The sequence below is a fragment of the Fructobacillus sp. ESL1117 genome (genome assembly GCF_058508565.1).
On record NZ_CP196385.1, the window covers coordinates 217,803 to 237,147 of the forward strand.

The following is a 19,345-nucleotide window of genomic DNA, read 5'->3' on the forward strand; positions in this document are numbered from 1 at the left end:
GTCGATATACTATGTCAAAAATTATCGGAATTGATTTAGGAACTACTAACTCAGCTGTTGCCGTTTTGGAAGGTGGCAAGCCAAAAATTATTACGAACCCTGATGGTGGTCGGACGACACCTTCAGTTGTGTCCTTTAAGAATGGGGAAACCCAGGTTGGTGATGTTGCAAAGCGTCAAGCAATCACAAATCCGGACACTATTTCATCAATTAAGTCTCACATGGGCGAAGAAGGTTACAAGGTAACCGTTGATGGTAAGGACTACACACCACAAGAAATCTCAGCCATGATTTTGCAGTATATCAAGGGCTATGCAGAAGACTACTTGGGTGAAAAAGTTGACAAGGCTGTTATTACAGTTCCTGCATACTTTAACGATGCCCAACGTCAAGCTACCAAGGATGCTGGTAAGATTGCTGGTTTGGAAGTTGAACGAATCATCAACGAGCCAACAGCCGCCTCATTAGCTTATGGAATGGATAAGTTAGACAAGGATGAAAAAATCTTGGTTTATGACCTTGGTGGCGGAACATTTGATGTTTCTGTCCTTGAATTAGGTGATGGTGTCTTTGAAGTTTTGTCAACAAACGGTGACACACACCTTGGTGGTGATGACTTCGATGCCAAGATTATCGATTACTTGGCTGACGAATTTAAGAAGGAAAACGGCATCGACTTGAAGCAAGACAAGTTGGCCTTGCAACGATTGAAGGATGCCGCTGAAACTGCTAAGAAGACTTTGTCTTCAGCAACTGAAGCACAAATTGACTTGCCATTTATCGCTTCTGGTGACCAGGGACCTTTGCACTTGCAAACTTCTTTGACTCGGGCAAAGTTTAACGAATTGACAGCTGATTTGGTTAAGAAGGCCGAAGCTCCTGTAATGAACGCCTTGAAGGATGCGGGATTGTCCTTTAATGACATCGATGAAGTGATTTTGAATGGTGGTTCAACTCGTATTCCTGCTGTCCAAGAGTCAGTGAAGAAGATGACTGGCAAGGAACCAAACCACTCAATCAACCCTGATGAAGCCGTTGCCTTGGGTGCCGCCGTTCAAGGTGGTGTGATTACTGGGGATGTTAAGGACGTTGTTTTGTTGGATGTTACACCTTTGTCACTTGGTATTGAAACCATGGGTGGTGTCTTCACAAAGTTGATTGATCGTAACACGACTATTCCAACTTCAAAGTCACAAGTCTTTTCAACTGCAGAAGACAATCAGCCAGCTGTTGATATTCACGTTTTGCAAGGGGAACGTTCAATGGCTGCTGACAACAAGACTTTGGGTCGGTTCCAATTGTCTGACATTCCTGCCGCAAAGCGTGGCGTCCCACAAATCGAAGTGACCTTTGACATTGATCGTAACGGTATCGTTAATGTTTCTGCTAAGGATTTGGGAACGCAAAAGGAACAAAAGATCACCATCCAAGCTGCCGGTGGTTTGTCTGACGAAGAAATCGAAAAGATGATGAACGACGCCAAGGCAAACGAAGAAGCCGACAACAAGAAAAAGGAAGCGGTTGAAACGCGTAACAACGCTGACCAATTGATTTTCCAGACTGAAAAGACCTTGGAAGAAGTTGGCGACAAGTTGTCAGATGATGATAAAAAGCCAACACAAGAGGCCTTGGATGCCTTGAAGAAGGCTAAGGAAGCTGCTGCTGCTGAAGACGCTGACTTGACTGATTTGAAGGCCAAGACAGACGACTTGCAAAAGGTAGCTACTGAATTGGCAACAAAGTTGTACCAGCAAGCACAACAAGCCCAGGAAGCACAGGGTGGTGCCGAAGGTGCTCAAAAGGATGACAACACAGTTGATGGTGACTTCGAAGAAGTTAACCCAGATGACAAGAAGTAATCTTTTCTTTGCCAGTGAAAACTGATAAAATGGACCGGCTATGGCTTGGTCCGTACATATTTGAATCAAAGGAGTCCGCTTGTGAATAATACTGAATTTTACGATCGTCTTGGAGTTTCTAAAACAGCTAGTCAAGATGAAATTAAAAAAGCATACCGCAAACTTTCAAAGAAGTACCACCCTGATTTGAACCATGAACCAGGGGCAGAAGATAAGTATAAGGAAGTGCAAGAAGCCTTTGAGATACTCGGTGATCCACAAAAGCGCCAGCAGTATGACCAATATGGTGCTGCTGGGGCCCAGGGTGGCTTTGGAGGTCAAGGCGGCTTTGGTGGTGCCCAAGGTGGTTTTGGTGACTTTTCTGATTTGGGTGATATCTTCTCTCAGATGTTTGGTGGTGGATTTCAGGATCCAAATGCACCACGGAAAGGTCGCGACCTCCAGTATCGGATGCATTTGACCTTTGAGGAAGCCGTTTTTGGAACTGAAAAGAACGTTAAGTATACGCGTTCACAGGCTGATCGTTCACAACACGAAGTTAAGGTAAAGGTGCCTGCCGGCGTTGAAAGTGGTCAGCAGATGCGTTTGTCTGGCCAAGGTGAAGACGGCGTTAATGGTGGTCCGCAGGGTGATTTGTACGTGGTCTTCTCCGTTGCGGCTTCAAAGGACGGTTTTGAACGTGATGGCTCGGATATCTATCTTCAACAAGATATTGACTTTATCACGGCGGCTTTGGGGGCTGAAATTCCCGTTAAGACCGTTCACGGTGAAGTTAAGTTGAAGATTCCAGCTGGAACGCAAAATGGACGTCGTTTCCGCTTAGGGGGCGAGGGCGTTGCCCGTTTGCATGGTAACGGCTATGGCGACCAATTCGTTGTGGTCAACGTTGTGGTTCCAACAAAACTGAATAAGGACCAGAAAGCTGCCCTAGAGGCCTTTGCTAATGCTTCGGGGTCTAAGGTTTCTAAGAAGAAATCAATTTTTGATAAATAAGACAATTTAAAAGCAGTTAAGCTATCTTTAGTCTTAATTTGATCAATCAAAAAAAGCCGGCTCAGATGAGTCGGCTTTTTTGATTGATCATTACTTTTATAGGTATTTTGTTGAATCGTCCACGTGCCATGGATCTTGACGATTGATGTGGTCGTAGTACAATTTACCATGTAAGTGGTCAATTTCATGCTGGAAGACGATGGCAGGGTAGTTGCGCAGTGTCTTTGTCAAAGTTTGACCAGATTCGTCTTGGTAGCGAACGGTAATCTTCTTTGACCTGGGGACAAAGCCAGGAACATCCTCGTCAACTGAGAGGCAGCCTTCCCCGGTTTCCAATGCAGCTCGTCCAACTGTTTCAGACACAATGACCGGGTTAAAAACAACACCTTTGAAGAATGGCTTGTCTTCGACATCTTCGGCTGGGTCGGCAGATGGGATCAAGATGGCCGTCATTTGCAAAGATTCCCCCACTTGTGGAGCAGCCAGGCCAACGCCAGGGCGCAGACCGTACTTTTCATTTTCTTCCTCGTCTTGTGAGACTTCTAAGTAAGTCATCATATCTTTGGCGAGTTGTTGGTGCTCAGGACTGAGTGGGAAAGGAACTTCCTTAGCCTGGTCACGTAGAACGGGATCACCGTCTCGCGTAATTTTGTCCATGGTGAAACGAATTGTCATGTTGGTTAACTCCTACTTACAATTTATCAACTTTTAGTATAGCAGAAATCAGTTGATAACGGGCTTTTGCTCTTCGACTTTCCTTTTTTTTCGTTGGTTGGGCTTGGAAGTTGCTTGTTAAATCAGTCGTCTTTGCTGGCAAGGGGAGTGAAAGCTTGTTAGAATGTAGATGATATGTTCATCTTGCATTTGAAAGGATTTTCTATGGCAGAGCAATACCAGCTTCCAATTGACGGCAATTGGAATCAGGACGATATCATCGCGGTTTCAAATTTGATTGACGCCGTTTTGCAGGTTTATGAGGGTGGTTGTGATCGTGAATACCTCTTAACGGCTTACCGCCAGTTTTTGACGGTTATTCCATCAAAATCAGAACAAAAGGCTTTTGACCGTGATTTTGAACAACAAACTGGTCGGTCAATCTATCAGACGCTGAAGCTGACTGAAAAACCAGTTAGGCGGGTTTTGGTCAATGACTGAGTGGACGAACAATCAATTAATCCAGGTTGATCAAACAGTGCGACGCTGGTTGGTCGAACTGGGTCGTGATGCCAGAGAAACTAAGAACCAAGATTTACACGTTGGTGAAAAAGAGGGCGATTTTCGCAACCTCGTTACTAACCTGGATACCACCAACCAGGCATGGTTGCTTGACCATATTCGGTCAATCGATTCCGATGCTCAATTTGTGGCTGAAGAGGGGGACCTGCAACGACCTGAAACCATGGCTGGTCATGTCTGGTTTATCGACCCGATTGATGGCACACTGAATTTTGTCCATGAAAAGACTGATTTTGCCATTATGGTGGCCCTTTATATTGACGGTGAGCCAAAACTGGGCTGGATTGCCAAAGTGATGACCAATCAGGTCTTCCATGGCGGTCCGACAATTGGTGCCTTCGTTAATGACCAAAAATTAGCACCGGTAGCAGACCTGGGACTAGCAGAATCGATTTTGATTGTATCCGGTCGCCGCCTAATTTGCGGGGAAAAACCCTATGCAACCATTGCCTCTGAAGCCTTAGCTTATAGGGTTTTGGGTTCGGCTGGGATTTCCTTTAGTCGTTTGTTGCTACAACAGGCAACAGGGTATTTCTCTAAGCTATCTCCATGGGATTTAGCAGCCGGTCGGGTCTTAGCCGAAACGCTTCGTTACGTGGTCAAATCACTTGACGGAAGGCCGCTAAATATGCTATCATCAAACACAGTATTAATCGCTACAACCAAGACGTATCGCGAGTCAGTCAAGATAGTGAAAGACTAGGGAGACAATCCCTAGTCTTTCTTGTGAGTAGCAAAGATAAAGGAGCACATAAAATTGGCAAATCTTCGCGAAGATATTCGTAATATCGCTATTATTGCCCACGTCGATCACGGAAAGACGACGTTGGTCAACGAACTGTTAAAGCAGTCTGACACATTGGACGCCCGTAAGGAAGAATCTTTGGGTGACCGTGTGATGGATACCAACGATATTGAAAAAGAACGTGGAATCACGATCTTGTCTAAGAACACTGCCGTTCGCGTTGGCGACAAGCAGATCAACATCTTGGATACCCCTGGCCACGCCGATTTCGGTGGAGAAGTTGAACGAATCATGGGAATGGTTGACGGGGTTTTGCTCGTCGTTGATGCCTTTGAAGGAACCATGCCTCAGACTCGGTTCGTTTTGAAGAAGGCCTTTGAACAACACTTGACACCAATCGTGATTGTTAACAAGGTTGACCGACCAGGTGCCCGCCCCGAAGAAGTCGTTGATGAAGTTTTGGACTTGTTCATTGAATTGGGTGCTGATGAAGATGACTTGGACTTCCCGGTTATCTTTGCTTCAGCAATGAACGGAACATCTTCATTTGATCCAGATGTTTCAAAGCAAGAACATACAATGGAACCAATCTTTAAGACGGTTTTCGAAACGATTCCTGCTCCAGTTGATAACTCAGACGAACCATTGCAATTCCAAGTTGCCATGTTGGACTATAATGACTTCGTTGGTCGTATTGGTATCGGTCGTGTTAAGCGTGGAACAATCAAAGTTGGTGACAACGTTGATGTTTTGAAGCTTGACGGTACATCGCAAAACTTCCGTGTTACAAAGCTTTCTGGTTTCATCGCTTTGGATCAAGTTGAAATCCAAGAAGCAAAGGCCGGTGATTTGATCGCCGTTTCTGGTATGGAAGACATCTCAGTCGGTGAAACAGTTGTTGACCCAGCTCATCACGATGAATTGCCATTGCTTCGTATCGATGAACCAACATTGCAAATGACTTTCCGTCAAAACGACAGCCCCTTTGCTGGTCGTGAAGGGAAGTTCGTGACCGCTCGCCAAATCGAAGATCGTTTGTTGCGCGAATTGCATACTGATGTTTCTTTGCGTGTTGAAGACACTGACCAGGCTGGTGCTTGGTTGGTCTCAGGACGTGGTGAATTGCACCTTTCCATCTTGATTGAAAACATGCGTCGTGAAGGCTTCGAATTGCAAGCTTCACGTCCACAAGTTATTTTCCGTGAGGAAGATGGTCAAACCACTGAACCTTACGAATCAATCCAGATCGATACACCAGATGAATATTCATCAACTGTGATCGACTCATTGAACCAACGTAAGGGTGAAATGCAAAATATGGAAGCTGTCGGAAACGGTCAAACTCGTTTGACTTATATGGCACCTTCACGTGGTTTGATTGGTTACGCCACTGAATTTATGACAGCTACTCACGGTTATGGTATCTATAACCACACATTTGCTGAATACCGTCCAATGGTTAAGAATTGGGAACCAGGCCGTCGTAATGGTGCCTTGGTCTCAATCAACCAAGGGCAAACAACTAACTACGCCATCATGGGTGTTGAAGATCGTGGTCAAATGTTTGTTGGCGCCGGTGTTGACGTCTATGAAGGAATGGTTGTCGGTATGAATGCTCGTGATAACGACATCTCTGTCAACGTGACAAAGATGAAGCCACAATCAAACGTTCGTTCTTCAAACAAGGACCAAACTGCTTCAATCAAAACTCCACGTGAGATGAACTTGGAAGCATCAATGGAATTCTTGAATGATGACGAATACGTTGAAGTAACGCCAGAAAACGTTCGAATCCGTAAGGCCATCTTGAACACTGCTGAGCGTGAAAAGGCTGCTAAGCGTCGTAAGTAAGCCTTTAAGCATCATCTGAAACAAACAAATACTCGTAGTGGCATGGACCAACCTTCATGTCACTATTATTTTGGAGCTATGGCACAATCTGGTACTGCAGCGGACTCGAAATCCGTCGAGCCGTCTTATGGCGGTGTGCGGGTTCAAATCCCGCTAGCTCCTTAAATAGATAATATGTAAAAGCCAAGGCTGAAAGCGGTTTTGGCTTTTTTTGTGCAGAAAAAGAAAAATACCCCTTAAATAGTTAGAATAGAATAAACTTTTTGAAATAATTTATTGCATTTTAGCAACAAATTGTATATTAAATGAATATAAAACTTAAATTAAATTAATTTAAAATTTTTTATATTAATAAATAGCGCTTTTTATAGAAAAATTTTTAATGCCTTGTTATGATATCTTTGTCACAAGTGAAAAAATGATTTTTGTTAAGAAATTATTCGTGAACTGCGAGGGTATAAGGTTAAATGATGAGAAAAAAGATGTATAAATCCGGAAAAAATTGGCTCTTTGCTGGTGTGGCAATCGCTGCTTTTTTAACTGCTGGTTCTGGTAATTCAATTAACCCGTCGGCAGATGAAATTTCGCAATCGGAGGCTAGTTTTGTTAAAGATTTCCCGGTTAATGGAACATATGTGACTGCTGATAGTGGACAATCATGGAAATACTTTGTCAATAATGCTCCAATAATGGGCTTATATAAGGATAGTCAAGGACAACTTCGGTATTTTAATTTTGATGATGGTACGCAGGTTAAAGGCAAAATTATAAACATTAGTGGTGTTGCTTACTATTTTGATGCGGGTTCAGGTGAGGGACATCAAATCACTGCGCAAAATGGTGGTACCTATTGCCAAGACAGTGTGAATGGAAATACTGTTTGGGCTTATAAGCTTAGTACAGGCGGCTATGCTCGGGGTCTGCAAAATATTAATGGAAACATTCAATATTTTGATGAAATAACGGGAGCTCAGCTGAAAGGTGGATCAGTCTATTTAGGCGGGGTTAACTACTATTTTGATGCTGGAAAGGGCAACCTCATTAGTACAGTTGACAGTGTTGCTCAAAAGCAAGATGATAGTCCAAAACGCGGTTTGGTTAGCACCAACGGACAATTAACTTATTTTGATCCAACAACGGGAGAACAAGCAAAAAGTAAACAAGTGGTTACAAATGGGGCTACTTATTATTTTAATGATAGCGGTATTGGAACCTATTTGTTTACGAATAGCGATAGTGTCTCGAAAACTGAGGCTAGTCAGCAAAATGCAGTTAATAGCACCGATACAAAAGATTATACAAATACAGTTGATGGCTTTTTAACGGCTGATACTTGGTACCGACCAAAGTATATTTTAGATAATGGTGAAAACTGGCGAGCATCAAATGAGGGGGAATACCGTCCTTTCATTATGAATTGGTGGCCTAATAAAAATGTTGAAGTTAATTATCTAACATTCATGCAAAATAATAATTTGCTATCAAGTACGGTTCAATATAGCCTTTTTACGGACCAGGCGATTTTAAATCAAGCCGCTTTTCAGGCACAAATTGCCATTGAAAAGCGAATTAAGTCAGAAGGTAGTACAGACTGGTTAAATACGTTGCTATTTGGTGGCGATGATAGTCATCCTTCATTTGTTAAGCAGCAATTTATTTGGAATTCTGATTCAGAATACCCTGGGCAAGGTGGAGATCAATGGTTCCAAAATGGCTACTTGAAATACGGTAATAGTGTTTTAACTCCTCAGACTAATTCAGATTATCGAAATGCTGATAATGTCTTTGAATTTTTGCTGGCTAATGATGTTGATAATTCCAATCCTGCTGTTCAGGCTGAAGATTTAAATTGGTTACATTATGTCTTGAATTTTGGAACTATCACAAATAATGATAGTGATGCCAATTTTGATGGAATTAGAATTGATGCGGTTATGAATATTGGCAATGATATTAATAAACGTACGTTTGATTACTTACGTTTATTGTATAAATTGACTAAAAGCGATTTTAATGCAAATAAACACTTGTCAATTGTTGAAGGCGGAATCAATATTAGTGGTCCTACAGCTATTGATGGCAATGGGTTAATTACAGCACCATTTGTATCAAACATTCAATCATCATTATTTAATGGTCCAGGAAAAAATAATTCTCTTTCTAATTTAATTCAGGAGTATGACCATGGCGTTTTAGTATCTGATCATTCAGATACTACTAAGTCAAGTATTCCTAATTATTCATTTGTTCACGCTCATGATAACGGAATACAAGACCAAATTCGTGATGCACTTCGGGATTCAACTGGGGCGGATTGGACAAATTTCACCACGGATCAGTATAAAACTGCTTTAGAGACATACTATAATGATCAAAAAGCAACCATCAAAAAATATAATGCATACAACGTTCCTAGTGCATATGCTCTAATGTTAACGAATGCTCAAACAGTTCCTAGAATTTATTATGGTGATTTGTATCAAGACGATGGTCAATACATGCAAAATAAAAGTATGTATTATGATTCCATTACGTCTTTGATGGAGGCTCGAAAGAAGTACGTTTCTGGTGGCCAAACGATGAGCGTTGATAGTAATGGACTGTTAAAGAGTGTTCGATTCGGTAAGGGAGCATCAACGGTTCAAGATTCCGGTGATAATGAAACTCGAACGGAAGGTATCGGTGTCATTGTTGGAAATGATTCTTCTGTCAAGGTTGCTGATGGCCAAACAGTTACCTTGGATATGGGTGCTGCTCATAAAAATCAGGCTTATCGTCCATTAATTTTGACGACAAGTGATGGCGTTCAAACTTACGATAGTGATGAAAATGCACCAGTTGTATATACGGATGACAATGGAATCTTGACTTTTTCAAATCAAGATATTAACGGTCAAGCTAATACAAAAATTGTTGGGACCTTGAACCCACAGGTTTCTGGCTACCTTGCTGTATGGGTTCCTGTTGGTGCTGATGAAAATCAAGATGTACGAGTTGAGCCTTCAACTAGTGAAAATACTGATAATACCGTTTTTCATGGAAATGATGCTCTCTATTCAAACTTGATTTACGAAGGCTTTTCTAACTTTCAACCAGCACCAACCAATCATGATGAAATGACAAATGTGGTAATTGCTAAAAATGCGCAACAATTTGTTGATTGGGGAGTGACGGACTTTGAAATGGCACCTCAATACCGATCATCGGAAGACCATACATTTTTGGATTCAACTATTGATAATGGTTATGCCTTTTCTGATCGATATGATATGGGATTCGGTGCACCAACTAAATATGGAACTGATGAAGATTTAAGAAATGCTATTAAAGCACTACATGCATCTGGAATGCAGGTAATGGCTGATATGGTATACAACCAAATTTATAATTTACCTGGTGAAGAAGTGACAGCTGCTTCTCGAACAAATGTTTATGGTAATAACGTTGATTTGCCATTCGCAACACAACTTTATGTTACCAACACAGTTGGTGGGGGAGAATATCAGAAAAAGTATGGTGGAGAATTCTTAAACGAACTAAAAGAAAAGTATCCTGACCTATTCAAGTCACAAACTTACGATTATTATCAAGTTGACGGATTGATTGGACAAAAAAACATGTCGGAAATTCCCTCTAACGAATTGATTAAGCAGTGGTCAGCTAAATATATGAACGGTACCAATATTTTGGGTCGTGGAATGGGCTATGTTCTTAAGGACTGGAGCAACGACGCTTACTTCAAATTGTCGGGAACAGATACAACGCTTCCAAAATCTCTGATTTATACAGCCACTGGTTGGATTGATAACGGTGATGGTACCTGGTCTTACAATGATGTGAAGACAGGAAACCGATTGACGGGTAATCAGGTAATCAATGGCCAGAAAGTTTACTTTAACCATGATGGTATTCAAGTTAAAGGAGGATTTGCAGAAAATCCTGATGAAACTTGGTCTTACTATGATAAAAACACTGGTGAGCGTTTGCTTGGCCAGCAAAAAATTGATGGACAAGAATTATATTTTGACGAAAATGGGGTTCAAATTAAAGGGCAATGGGTTAATCGTGTAGATGGCTATCGGTCGTACTATGATGCAAAAAGTGGTCAGTTAATTCAGTCTGTGCCAGTTGATTTGCAGCAGCGCCTAGAGGGTTGGGTTGAAAATCCTGATAAAACATGGTCATATTACGCTACCAATGGTCAACGGGTTACTGGAGCGCAATTGATTAATCATCAACATTTATACTTTAATGATAATGGTATTCAAATAAAAGGTGCCTGGGTCGGCAATGGTGATGGAACCTGGTCATACTACGATGAAAATAGTGGTGATCGGTTGACAGGGGCACAAACTGTTAATGGTCAACATCTTTATTTTGATAAAAATGGTGTTCAAGTTAAAGGAAATTGGGTTGATAATGGCGACCATACTTGGTCATATTACGACATTAATAGTGGTGAGTGTTTAGCTACTAGCCAAACAATGGATAATCAACATCTTAATTTCTGGATTCAAAATCCTGATTTAACTTGGTCATATTATGGCACTAACAATGGTCAAAAATTAACTGGTGCTCAAATCATTGACAATCAACACTTGTTATTTACAGATAACGGCGTTCAAGTTAAAGGCCGTTGGGTTGAAAATGCCGATTCTACCTGGTCTTATTATGACGCAAATACAGGAGTACGACTAACTGGTCAGCAAGTGATTAACCAGCAACATGTATACTTTAATGACGATGGCATTCAGGTGAAAGGAAATTGGGTCAAGAATGATGATAACACCTGGTCATACTATGATGCTAATAATGGTAATCGTTTAACTGGTGATCAGGTGATCAATCAGCGATATTATCATTTCAATGCTGATGGCATTCAGGCTCGAGGAGCATGGGTTGAAAATAGTGATGGCTCTTGGTCATATTATGATGCTTTGAATGGTGAACGTGTGACCGGCAGTCAAGAAATCAACAATCAATCTCTGTATTTTAATCAAAACGGTATCCAAATTAAGGGAAACTGGGCTGAAAATCAGGATCATACGTGGTCATACTATTCCGTGGCTAGTGGTGAAAAAGTTGGAAATGCTCAATCGATTGGCTCAATTAAGTTCAATAGTTGGGTCCAAAATCCTGATGGTACGAATTCGTATTATGACTTAGATACAGGTAAGCGCTTGACTGGTGTGCAAACAATCGATAATAAAACGTATTATTTTGATTTAAATGGTATTCAAGTGAAGGGAAACTGGGTTGAAAATCAAGATCATACCTGGTCTTATTATGATCAAAAAACAGGTGCTCGATTAACCGGCCAACAGACAGTTAACAATCAGATACTGTATTTTGATGAAAAGGGAATCCAGATTAAAGGGGCATGGGTCCAAAATGGAGATAAGACCTGGTCATATTATGATGCTAATAGTGGTGAGCGAACTAGAGAACAAATGAGTCAGCCAGTTGGTCTATAAGTTATTCAAAATAATTTATATTCATTAATAAATCACAAACTGCAAAGCTCTTTGAATACTGTTGAGGCTAGATTATCGGTTTTTCAGATTTTTTTTAATCAACGATAATCTAGCCTTTTTATGTAATTATGTTTACTTTGTTGGTTGGTATTAGTTAAAAATAAATATTTACTTATGTAAGAGGTTAAAATGAGAAAGAAAATGTACAAATCTGGTAAGATTTGGGTCGCTGCATTAGCAGGAAGTATTGCTGTAACGATTGGCACTAACGTTGCCCATGCTGATGATGTCAATACCCAGCAGACAACAAATACTCAATCAGTAACGGATGCAATCAATAAAACTGTTTGGACTGGCGGGACAGATGGACACTATATAACTGATAGTGATGGTCGGCAGCATTTTGTTGTAAATGCCACTGGTCAATCAGTAGTTGGATTACAAACGATTGACGGGCATTTGCAATACTTTGATCCAACTACCACTGCGCAAGTCAAGGGAACATTAAAGACGATTGGTTCTGACACATATTATTTTGCAGCTAATTCAGGAAATGCTATTACGGGGACACAAAACGTAGATGGTTTGTTATTTGGATTTGATCAGCAATTCAAATTAGTTAAGAATGGCTTTGTGACCAATTATGATGGATCGACTTATTATTTTGATCAAACCGGTAAGAATGTAACTGGATTACAGAACATTGATGGAAAAACTTACTATTTTGCACCATCAGGCGTTATGAAAAAAGGTGGCGATTCTGCTGTTTTGATTAATGGTGTTGAATATATTTTTGATGCAATTGATGGTCATGCCACTATTGCTAATCAACAACAATTTGCAATTGGCTTGAATTCACAAAATAATGAATTTTCAGTTCATAATCAAATTGCGGCAATTGACCGCCAGGATATTGATAATACTGATGGGTTTATCACTGCTAATTCGTGGTATCAACCAAAAGATATTTTGCAAGAAGGAAAAACATGGGTATCATCAACTACCAATGATCGTCGTCCACTATTGATGACTTGGTGGCCGGATGCTAAGACTGAGGCAGCTTATATTAATTTTATGTTAAGCAATCATATTGGTCAGGGTGATCCAGTCAACGTTTTAAAAAATTCGCAAGAAGAGCTAAATCAGGCTGCTAATCAAATTCAGGTAGCCATTGAGCAAAAAATTAGTAGTGATCAGTCAACGGACTGGCTGAAACAACTAGTTTCTCAGTTTATTATTACTCAGCCCAATTGGAATATAATCAGTGAAATGCCCAGTACCGGTTTTCAAGGCGGAACCTTAGCTTATCAAAATAGCAATATAACACCGGATACAAATTCTGATTATCGTTACTTGAATCGCAATCCAACCAATCAAAATAATGTGGATTCTTCTAGAGTAAACAGTAAAACAAATGAGTCACCCGAAACTTCTGCTGTTAATTCAGAAGGAGCCAATCCCAATGGTGGTTATGAGTTTTTACTAGCAAATGATATTGATAATTCCAATCCAGTTGTCCAAGCTGAACAATTAAATTGGTTACATTATTTAATGAATTTTGGCACAATTACAGCCAATAATAGTAACGCCAACTTCGATAGCATTCGGATTGATGCTGTTGATAATGTAGATGCTGATTTATTACAGATTGCAGCCGACTACATGAAAAGTGCCTATGGTACTAACCAAAGTGATCAGTCAGCAAATAAGCATCTTTCGATTATGGAAGATTGGAGTTATGACGATTTCAATTATGTTGGTGAACAGGGTAGTAACCAATTAACAATGGACTTTAAGTCTCAAGTCCAACTGCTGTTTTCATTGTCTAAAGACCCAAACAATCGTGCTGGAATGGATCGCTTCTTAGCATGGTACAACATTAATCGCGAGGTTAATAATACCGAAAATCAAGTGGTCCCAAATTATTCATTTGTTCGGTCACATGATAGTCAATCACAGACAATTATTGCTCAAATTATTAATGACTTGTATCCAGGCTCGAACGGTTTAATGCCAACGGACAGTCAGTTAAAAGCTGCTTTTGAAGTTTTTCGTGCAGATCAAGAGTCAACCGTTAAAAAATATGCCTTGTATAACATTCCAGCTAGTTATGCAATGTTATTAACAAATAAAGACACGGTTCCGCGGGTTTATTATGGTGATTTATATCAAGAAGATGGTCAGTACATGGCTGAACAAACACCATATTATAATGCGATTACGACTCTTTTGAAGGATCGCATTAAGTATGTTGCGGGTGGTCAAACAACGTCTGTTGGTGTAGTAGACACATTGACTAAACAGCCAATTAATCATAATGATGTTTTAACTACCGTTCGTTTCGGTCAGGGATTACTTAATGAGACTGATCAGGATAGCACGAATCATACGGATGGTATGGGGGTGATTATAAGTAACAACCCGGACCTTCAATTAGGGCAAAATGAACAAGTAGTTTTGCATATGGGCGCCGCTCATAAAAATCAATTGTTCCGAGCATCTTTGCTTTCAACCAAAGATGGTTTGCAAATTTATAATTCTGATGATAGTGCACCAACTATGATGACGAATGAAAATGGTGATTTAGTATTTGATTCATCTTGGATTTACGGTGTCAGCGACCCACAAGTTTCTGGCTACTTGGCGGTCTGGGTGCCAGTTGGTGCAGCAGCTGATCAAGATGCTCGAACTAGTTCGGATACGTCAGCATCAACTGATGGAAAAACATTTCATTCAAATGCTGCATTAGATTCAAATGTTGTTTATGAAGGCTTTTCAAACTTTCAAGCACTGCCTACAAAAATTGATGAATTTGCTAATGCTAAAATTGCGGCAAATGCTGACTTATTCAAATCTTGGGGGATTACTAGTTTTGAATTTGCACCTCAATACCGTTCAAGTACTGATGCAAGCTTCTTAGACTCGATTGTAAAAAATGGTTATGCATTTAGTGATCGTTATGATTTGGGATTTGACAATGCTGATGGCACACTAAACCCCACCAAATACGGTACAGCTGAACAACTGCGTTCGGCTATTGAAGCATTGCATCAGGTAGGCTTACAGGCAATGGCTGATTGGGTGCCTAACCAGGTCTATAATTTGCCAGGACAGGAAGCGACAACAGTTACTAGGACTGATGAATACGGTAATCCTTTGACTGATTCTACTTTTAATAATTTGGTTTATATTACGAATACCAAAAGTAGTGGTTCTGATTATCAATCCAAATACGGAGGGGCCTTCCTATCTGATTTAAAAAATCGTTATCCTGAATTATTTGAAAAAAATCAAATCTCCACCGGTGTTCCAATTGATGGTAGCCAAAAAATAACACAATGGTCAGCCAAATATTTGAATGGTACAAATATTCTAGGTCGTGGTGCTTATTTCACCTTAAAAGATTGGTCTAGCAACCAATATTTGAATATCAGTCAAACTGGCACAGCGTTCTTACCGAAACAGTTGCTTAATCAGGAATCACTTTCGGGATTTAACAAAGTTGCTGGTGGTATTGTTTATTATTCACTAAGTGGTTATCAAGCAAAGGATAGCTTTATTCAAGATCGTGACGGTAATTGGTATTATTTCAATACCGATGGATATATGGTGACGGGCGAACAAGAAATCAATGGTATTAAGTATTTCTTTTTGTCGAATGGGATTGAATTGCAGAACCATACTTGGTTAGATTCGAATGGAAATTTGAGATATAGTGGTCAAACGGGCCAAAGTATCGTATTACAAAATACACTAACTAGTACTGTTGATGGGTATTACATTACTGATTCGGCCGGCAATCAAAAGTTCATTTTGAAGTATAATAGTTTACCTGTGATTGGTTTATATACAATCGATGGTAATATTCAATACTTTAGTTCACCAGGAGGTGCTCAAATTAAGGGAGCTTGGCAGACGGTTAATAACCAGAAATACTATTTTGCTCCTGGATCTGGAAATGCACTGACTGGCCTACAAACTATTGATGGTCAACTTTACGAATTTACAGCAGAAGGTGTTTTGCTTCGAAATTTGTCTAATGGTGGTGGGACAACAACGCCAACGGTACCGTCAGATAACGGCGGCACCACTAATAACGGTGGTGGGACAACAACGCCAACGGCACCGTCAGATAATGGCGGAACCACTAATAACGGTGGTGGAACAACAACGCCAACGGCACCGTCAGATAACGGCGGCACCACTAATAACGGTGGTGGGACAACAACGCCAACGGCACCGTCAGATAACGGTGGCACCACTAATAATGGTGGTGGAACAACACCAACGGCACCGTCAGATAACGGCGGTACCACTAATAACGGCGGTGGAACAACAACGCCAACGGTACCGTCAGATAACGGCGGCACCACTAATAACGGTGGTGGGACAACAACGCCAACGGCACCGTCAGATAACGGTGGCACCACTAATAATGGTGGTGGAACAACAACACCAACGGCACCGTCAGATAACGGCGGTACCACTAATAACGGCGGTGGAACAACAACGCCAACGGTACCGTCAGATAACGGCGGCACCACTAATAACGGTGGTGGAACAACAACGCCAACGGCACCGTCAGATAACGGCGGCACCACTAATAACGGTGGTGGAACAACAACGCCAACAGTACCGTCAGATAATGGCGGAATCACTAATAATGGTGGTGGGACAACAACAACACCGGCGCCGTCAGATAATGGCGGTACCATAACTAGTGGTAATAGTAATGTTGCTACCTATGTTAATGAATCTAATTTGGCTGTTGATTCAGCCATTCTTCGGCGTTCTTCTTCCCAAGCGTCAACAATAGTGGCTAACAATCCAATTGGAAAAAATTCTACTTCTGCAGCACAGTCAGCAGCTACTAGCATAGCAACTGCTGGACAAACTAATAATGCTACAAAAGAAGCAACTTCTAATTCAAAAGCACCGAAAGCGTCTGATGGGAAGGGAAATCATTCTTCAAATGATAATTCGAAGAATACTCATGATAATTCAGCGGTCGGTCATGTCGGTAAATTTTTGAACAACATTGGCAATTCGATTGCTAAGGGATTTAGTGCGGTTGGAAAGTCTATTGGCCATGCGCTGGCTGCAATTGGCCATGCGCTGGCTGCAATTGGCCATACGGTTTCAGCAGTATTCGATAGTATTGGTAAATTTTTTAAGCACTTGTTTTAATTCAGTATAAAATTATTATTTTTAATTTGAACTTTGCCAGATACCAGGTAGTAGAGGTCATTAGAGTTGATATTTAAACAGTATTAGTCTTTATGATCAGAAGTGTAGTTGATTAAAACTTCGATTTTTTTCGTTAATTTAAAGCAGTTTAAAAGAAGAGCAAACGTTTTTTCCGTTTGCTCTTCTTTGTGTATAGGTAAAGTTATGACTTGAATTAAATTAGGAAGGAAAGTTATCCGCTTTTGGTTTTGGCGGTAAGCTAATCATGCACTATTGAGGCAGTTTGGATACTAAAGCCGCAGATGGTAACGCCCAGAAAAAGGAGGCTGACGAATTAAATGATGCCATTATTTACTCTGGAGACAGATTTGTGGCTAGTTAAAATCATTAGTAGATCATATCGGAAGTGAATTAGTCTCCCTCGTATAATGCAAGAGAGTTGATTACAATTGGTGACAACGTCTTGATTGGTGAAAATGTTAAAATTTATGATCATAACCATGCTTTTGGTAAAAACTATGATGGCGTGCAGCCAAATATTTTTAAGACAGCACCGGTGATGATTGGTGATGGCGTTTGGATTGGATCAAACGTGACTATTTTAAAGGGTGTGATAATCGGTTCAGGGGCAATTATTGCTGCTGGGACGGTCGTCAATCAGGATGTCCAGCCTGATGTTATCTATCAGGAGAAACGTAGTTTTGAACAGCTGCCCATCCAATATTGAAAGGACTAACAATGGCTGTGTTGGTCCTTTTTTGTTTTCTTTGTCTTATCTTAATGAATAAAACCACTGGTGGCTTATTTCGTCATGGTTATCTGGCTAATGCTGATTGTTGATGGATGGTGTGTTTTTAAAAGCAAGCACGCTAATATTTTTGACCATTATTATTCTCTGCATTGCTGATCGATAATAGTTCTCCTTGTTTGCTGGCAAAACCGTTTGCTCTGATTTGTTTGCTGGTAAATTGCGTTATACTGGCTTTAATGTAAATTGCAGGGAAGGAATAATCACGATGAAGAAAATAGATGGACACGTGCACTTAGTTCAAGAAATTGCTGGTTTTAATGGGAGAGGACGGCTAAATGCCTTGGGAAATGGTGAAGCTATCTGGGATGATGGGACCAAGATTAAGTTGATTCCTGATGGTTGGGGTGACACTAATTTGACTGCTGATTCTTTTTTAAAAGTTATGGATGATCACGGTATCGAAAAGGCGGTTTTGCTGCAGGGGAGCTTAAACGGCTACCAAAATTATTACACCTACCAGACAGTAAAGCGTTACCCGGAGCGTTTTATTGGTGCCTTTGCCGTTGATCCGTTTGTTCAAAATGCTCTAGCCATTGTTCGACGGCATGTTGAGGACCTCGGTTTTCGAGCTATTAAATTAGAAATTAGCCAGGGTGGCGGCCTTCATGGCTACCACCAAACAACACCGTTCCGTTTGGATACGGATATAAGACTGGGGCAAATTTTTCATTACTTGGCCAATTATCCTGGCTTTACTGTGACAGTCGATTACGGCAGTGCTGATCAGATTAGTCACCAGCCAGAAGCGATTGCAATCTTGTCTTCCCGGTACCCACAGTTGGACTTTGTTGTTTGCCACCTATCCTTTCCAAATGACGATCAGTTGAATTTTTTGGAAAATACGTTGCGACTCTTCGTACCACAGCCAAATATTGCAATGGACTTGTCAGCCATTCAGGATATCCTAGACGAAACGGCGTTGCCATATGAAAAAAGTCAGCGAGCAGTGGCACTGGCCAAAGAAGTTTTAGGGAGCAAGCGCCTTATTTGGGGGACCGACTCACCATGGTCTGCCACCTTTAATTCATATGGCCATTTAGCAACTTGGTTGGCAGAGAGTGGACTGTTCACTGAGGATGAGTTGAACGATGTCTATTATGGGACAGCTAACCGCATCTATTTTAAGGAAAGCGCGGTCAGAGCGGCTCACCAAGCTGCGGACCAACAAAAGTAATTTAGAGGAGGCCCA

At 40.9% G+C, this 19,345-nt stretch carries 9 protein-coding genes, 1 tRNA gene and 1 pseudogene; 10 read left to right on the plus strand and 1 reads right to left on the minus strand.

The features are described from left to right. The first annotated feature begins 11 nt into the window (after positions 1-11). Together dnaK and ACSYSH_RS01030 are read left to right on the plus strand one after the other, a co-directional pair. Positions 12-1,859 carry a molecular chaperone DnaK gene (gene dnaK / locus ACSYSH_RS01025; protein WP_489816452.1) on the plus strand — a complete coding sequence of 616 codons (1,848 nt, stop codon included), beginning with the start codon at positions 12-14 and terminating at the stop codon, positions 1,857-1,859. Between the two features lie 81 nt (positions 1,860-1,940). Next, positions 1,941-2,852 carry a DnaJ C-terminal domain-containing protein gene (locus ACSYSH_RS01030; RefSeq protein WP_491702590.1) on the plus strand — a complete coding sequence of 304 codons (912 nt, stop codon included), beginning with the start codon at positions 1,941-1,943 and terminating at the stop codon, positions 2,850-2,852. Positions 2,853-2,948: 96 nt separating this feature from the next. Here the strand turns inward: ACSYSH_RS01030 and def are convergent, their stop codons facing one another. Beyond that, positions 2,949-3,527 carry a peptide deformylase gene (def, locus tag ACSYSH_RS01035; protein WP_489816454.1) on the minus strand — a complete coding sequence of 193 codons (579 nt, stop codon included), beginning with the start codon at positions 3,525-3,527 and terminating at the stop codon, positions 2,949-2,951. Positions 3,528-3,731: 204 nt separating this feature from the next. On the opposite strand from def, the gene ACSYSH_RS01040 reads away from it, so the two are divergent. From ACSYSH_RS01040 to ACSYSH_RS01075, 8 genes and pseudogenes are all read left to right on the plus strand, one after another. After that, positions 3,732-4,007: a UPF0223 family protein gene (locus ACSYSH_RS01040; RefSeq protein WP_489816455.1), complete on the plus strand. Its 276-nt coding sequence runs from the start codon at positions 3,732-3,734 to the stop codon at positions 4,005-4,007. Then, positions 4,000-4,791, plus strand: a complete 792-nt coding sequence (locus tag ACSYSH_RS01045; RefSeq protein ID WP_252774043.1) for an inositol monophosphatase family protein — start codon at positions 4,000-4,002, stop codon at positions 4,789-4,791. Before ACSYSH_RS01040 ends, ACSYSH_RS01045 begins: the two co-directional genes overlap by 8 nt. 54 nt (positions 4,792-4,845) lie before the next feature. Continuing rightward, positions 4,846-6,684 carry a translational GTPase TypA gene (typA, locus tag ACSYSH_RS01050; RefSeq protein WP_252774042.1) on the plus strand — a complete coding sequence of 613 codons (1,839 nt, stop codon included), beginning with the start codon at positions 4,846-4,848 and terminating at the stop codon, positions 6,682-6,684. A gap of 72 nt (positions 6,685-6,756) precedes the next feature. Then, a tRNA-Ser gene (locus ACSYSH_RS01055) sits at positions 6,757-6,846 on the plus strand. A 305-nt stretch (positions 6,847-7,151) separates the two neighbouring features. Next, complete coding sequence (locus ACSYSH_RS01060; RefSeq protein WP_491702589.1) at positions 7,152-12,158, plus strand: glycoside hydrolase family 70 protein; 5,007 nt, start codon at positions 7,152-7,154, stop codon at positions 12,156-12,158. A gap of 189 nt (positions 12,159-12,347) precedes the next feature. Next, on the plus strand, positions 12,348-17,345 hold the full coding sequence (locus tag ACSYSH_RS01065) for a glycoside hydrolase family 70 protein (RefSeq protein ID WP_491702588.1): 4,998 nt from the start codon (positions 12,348-12,350) through the stop codon (positions 17,343-17,345). A 562-nt stretch (positions 17,346-17,907) separates the two neighbouring features. Next, positions 17,908-18,018, plus strand: a pseudogene (locus ACSYSH_RS01070) (DapH/DapD/GlmU-related protein); the annotation flags it as partial. A 343-nt stretch (positions 18,019-18,361) separates the two neighbouring features. Continuing rightward, on the plus strand, positions 18,362-19,330 hold the full coding sequence (locus ACSYSH_RS01075) for an amidohydrolase family protein (protein WP_491702587.1): 969 nt from the start codon (positions 18,362-18,364) through the stop codon (positions 19,328-19,330). The last annotated feature ends 15 nt before the right edge of the window (positions 19,331-19,345 follow it).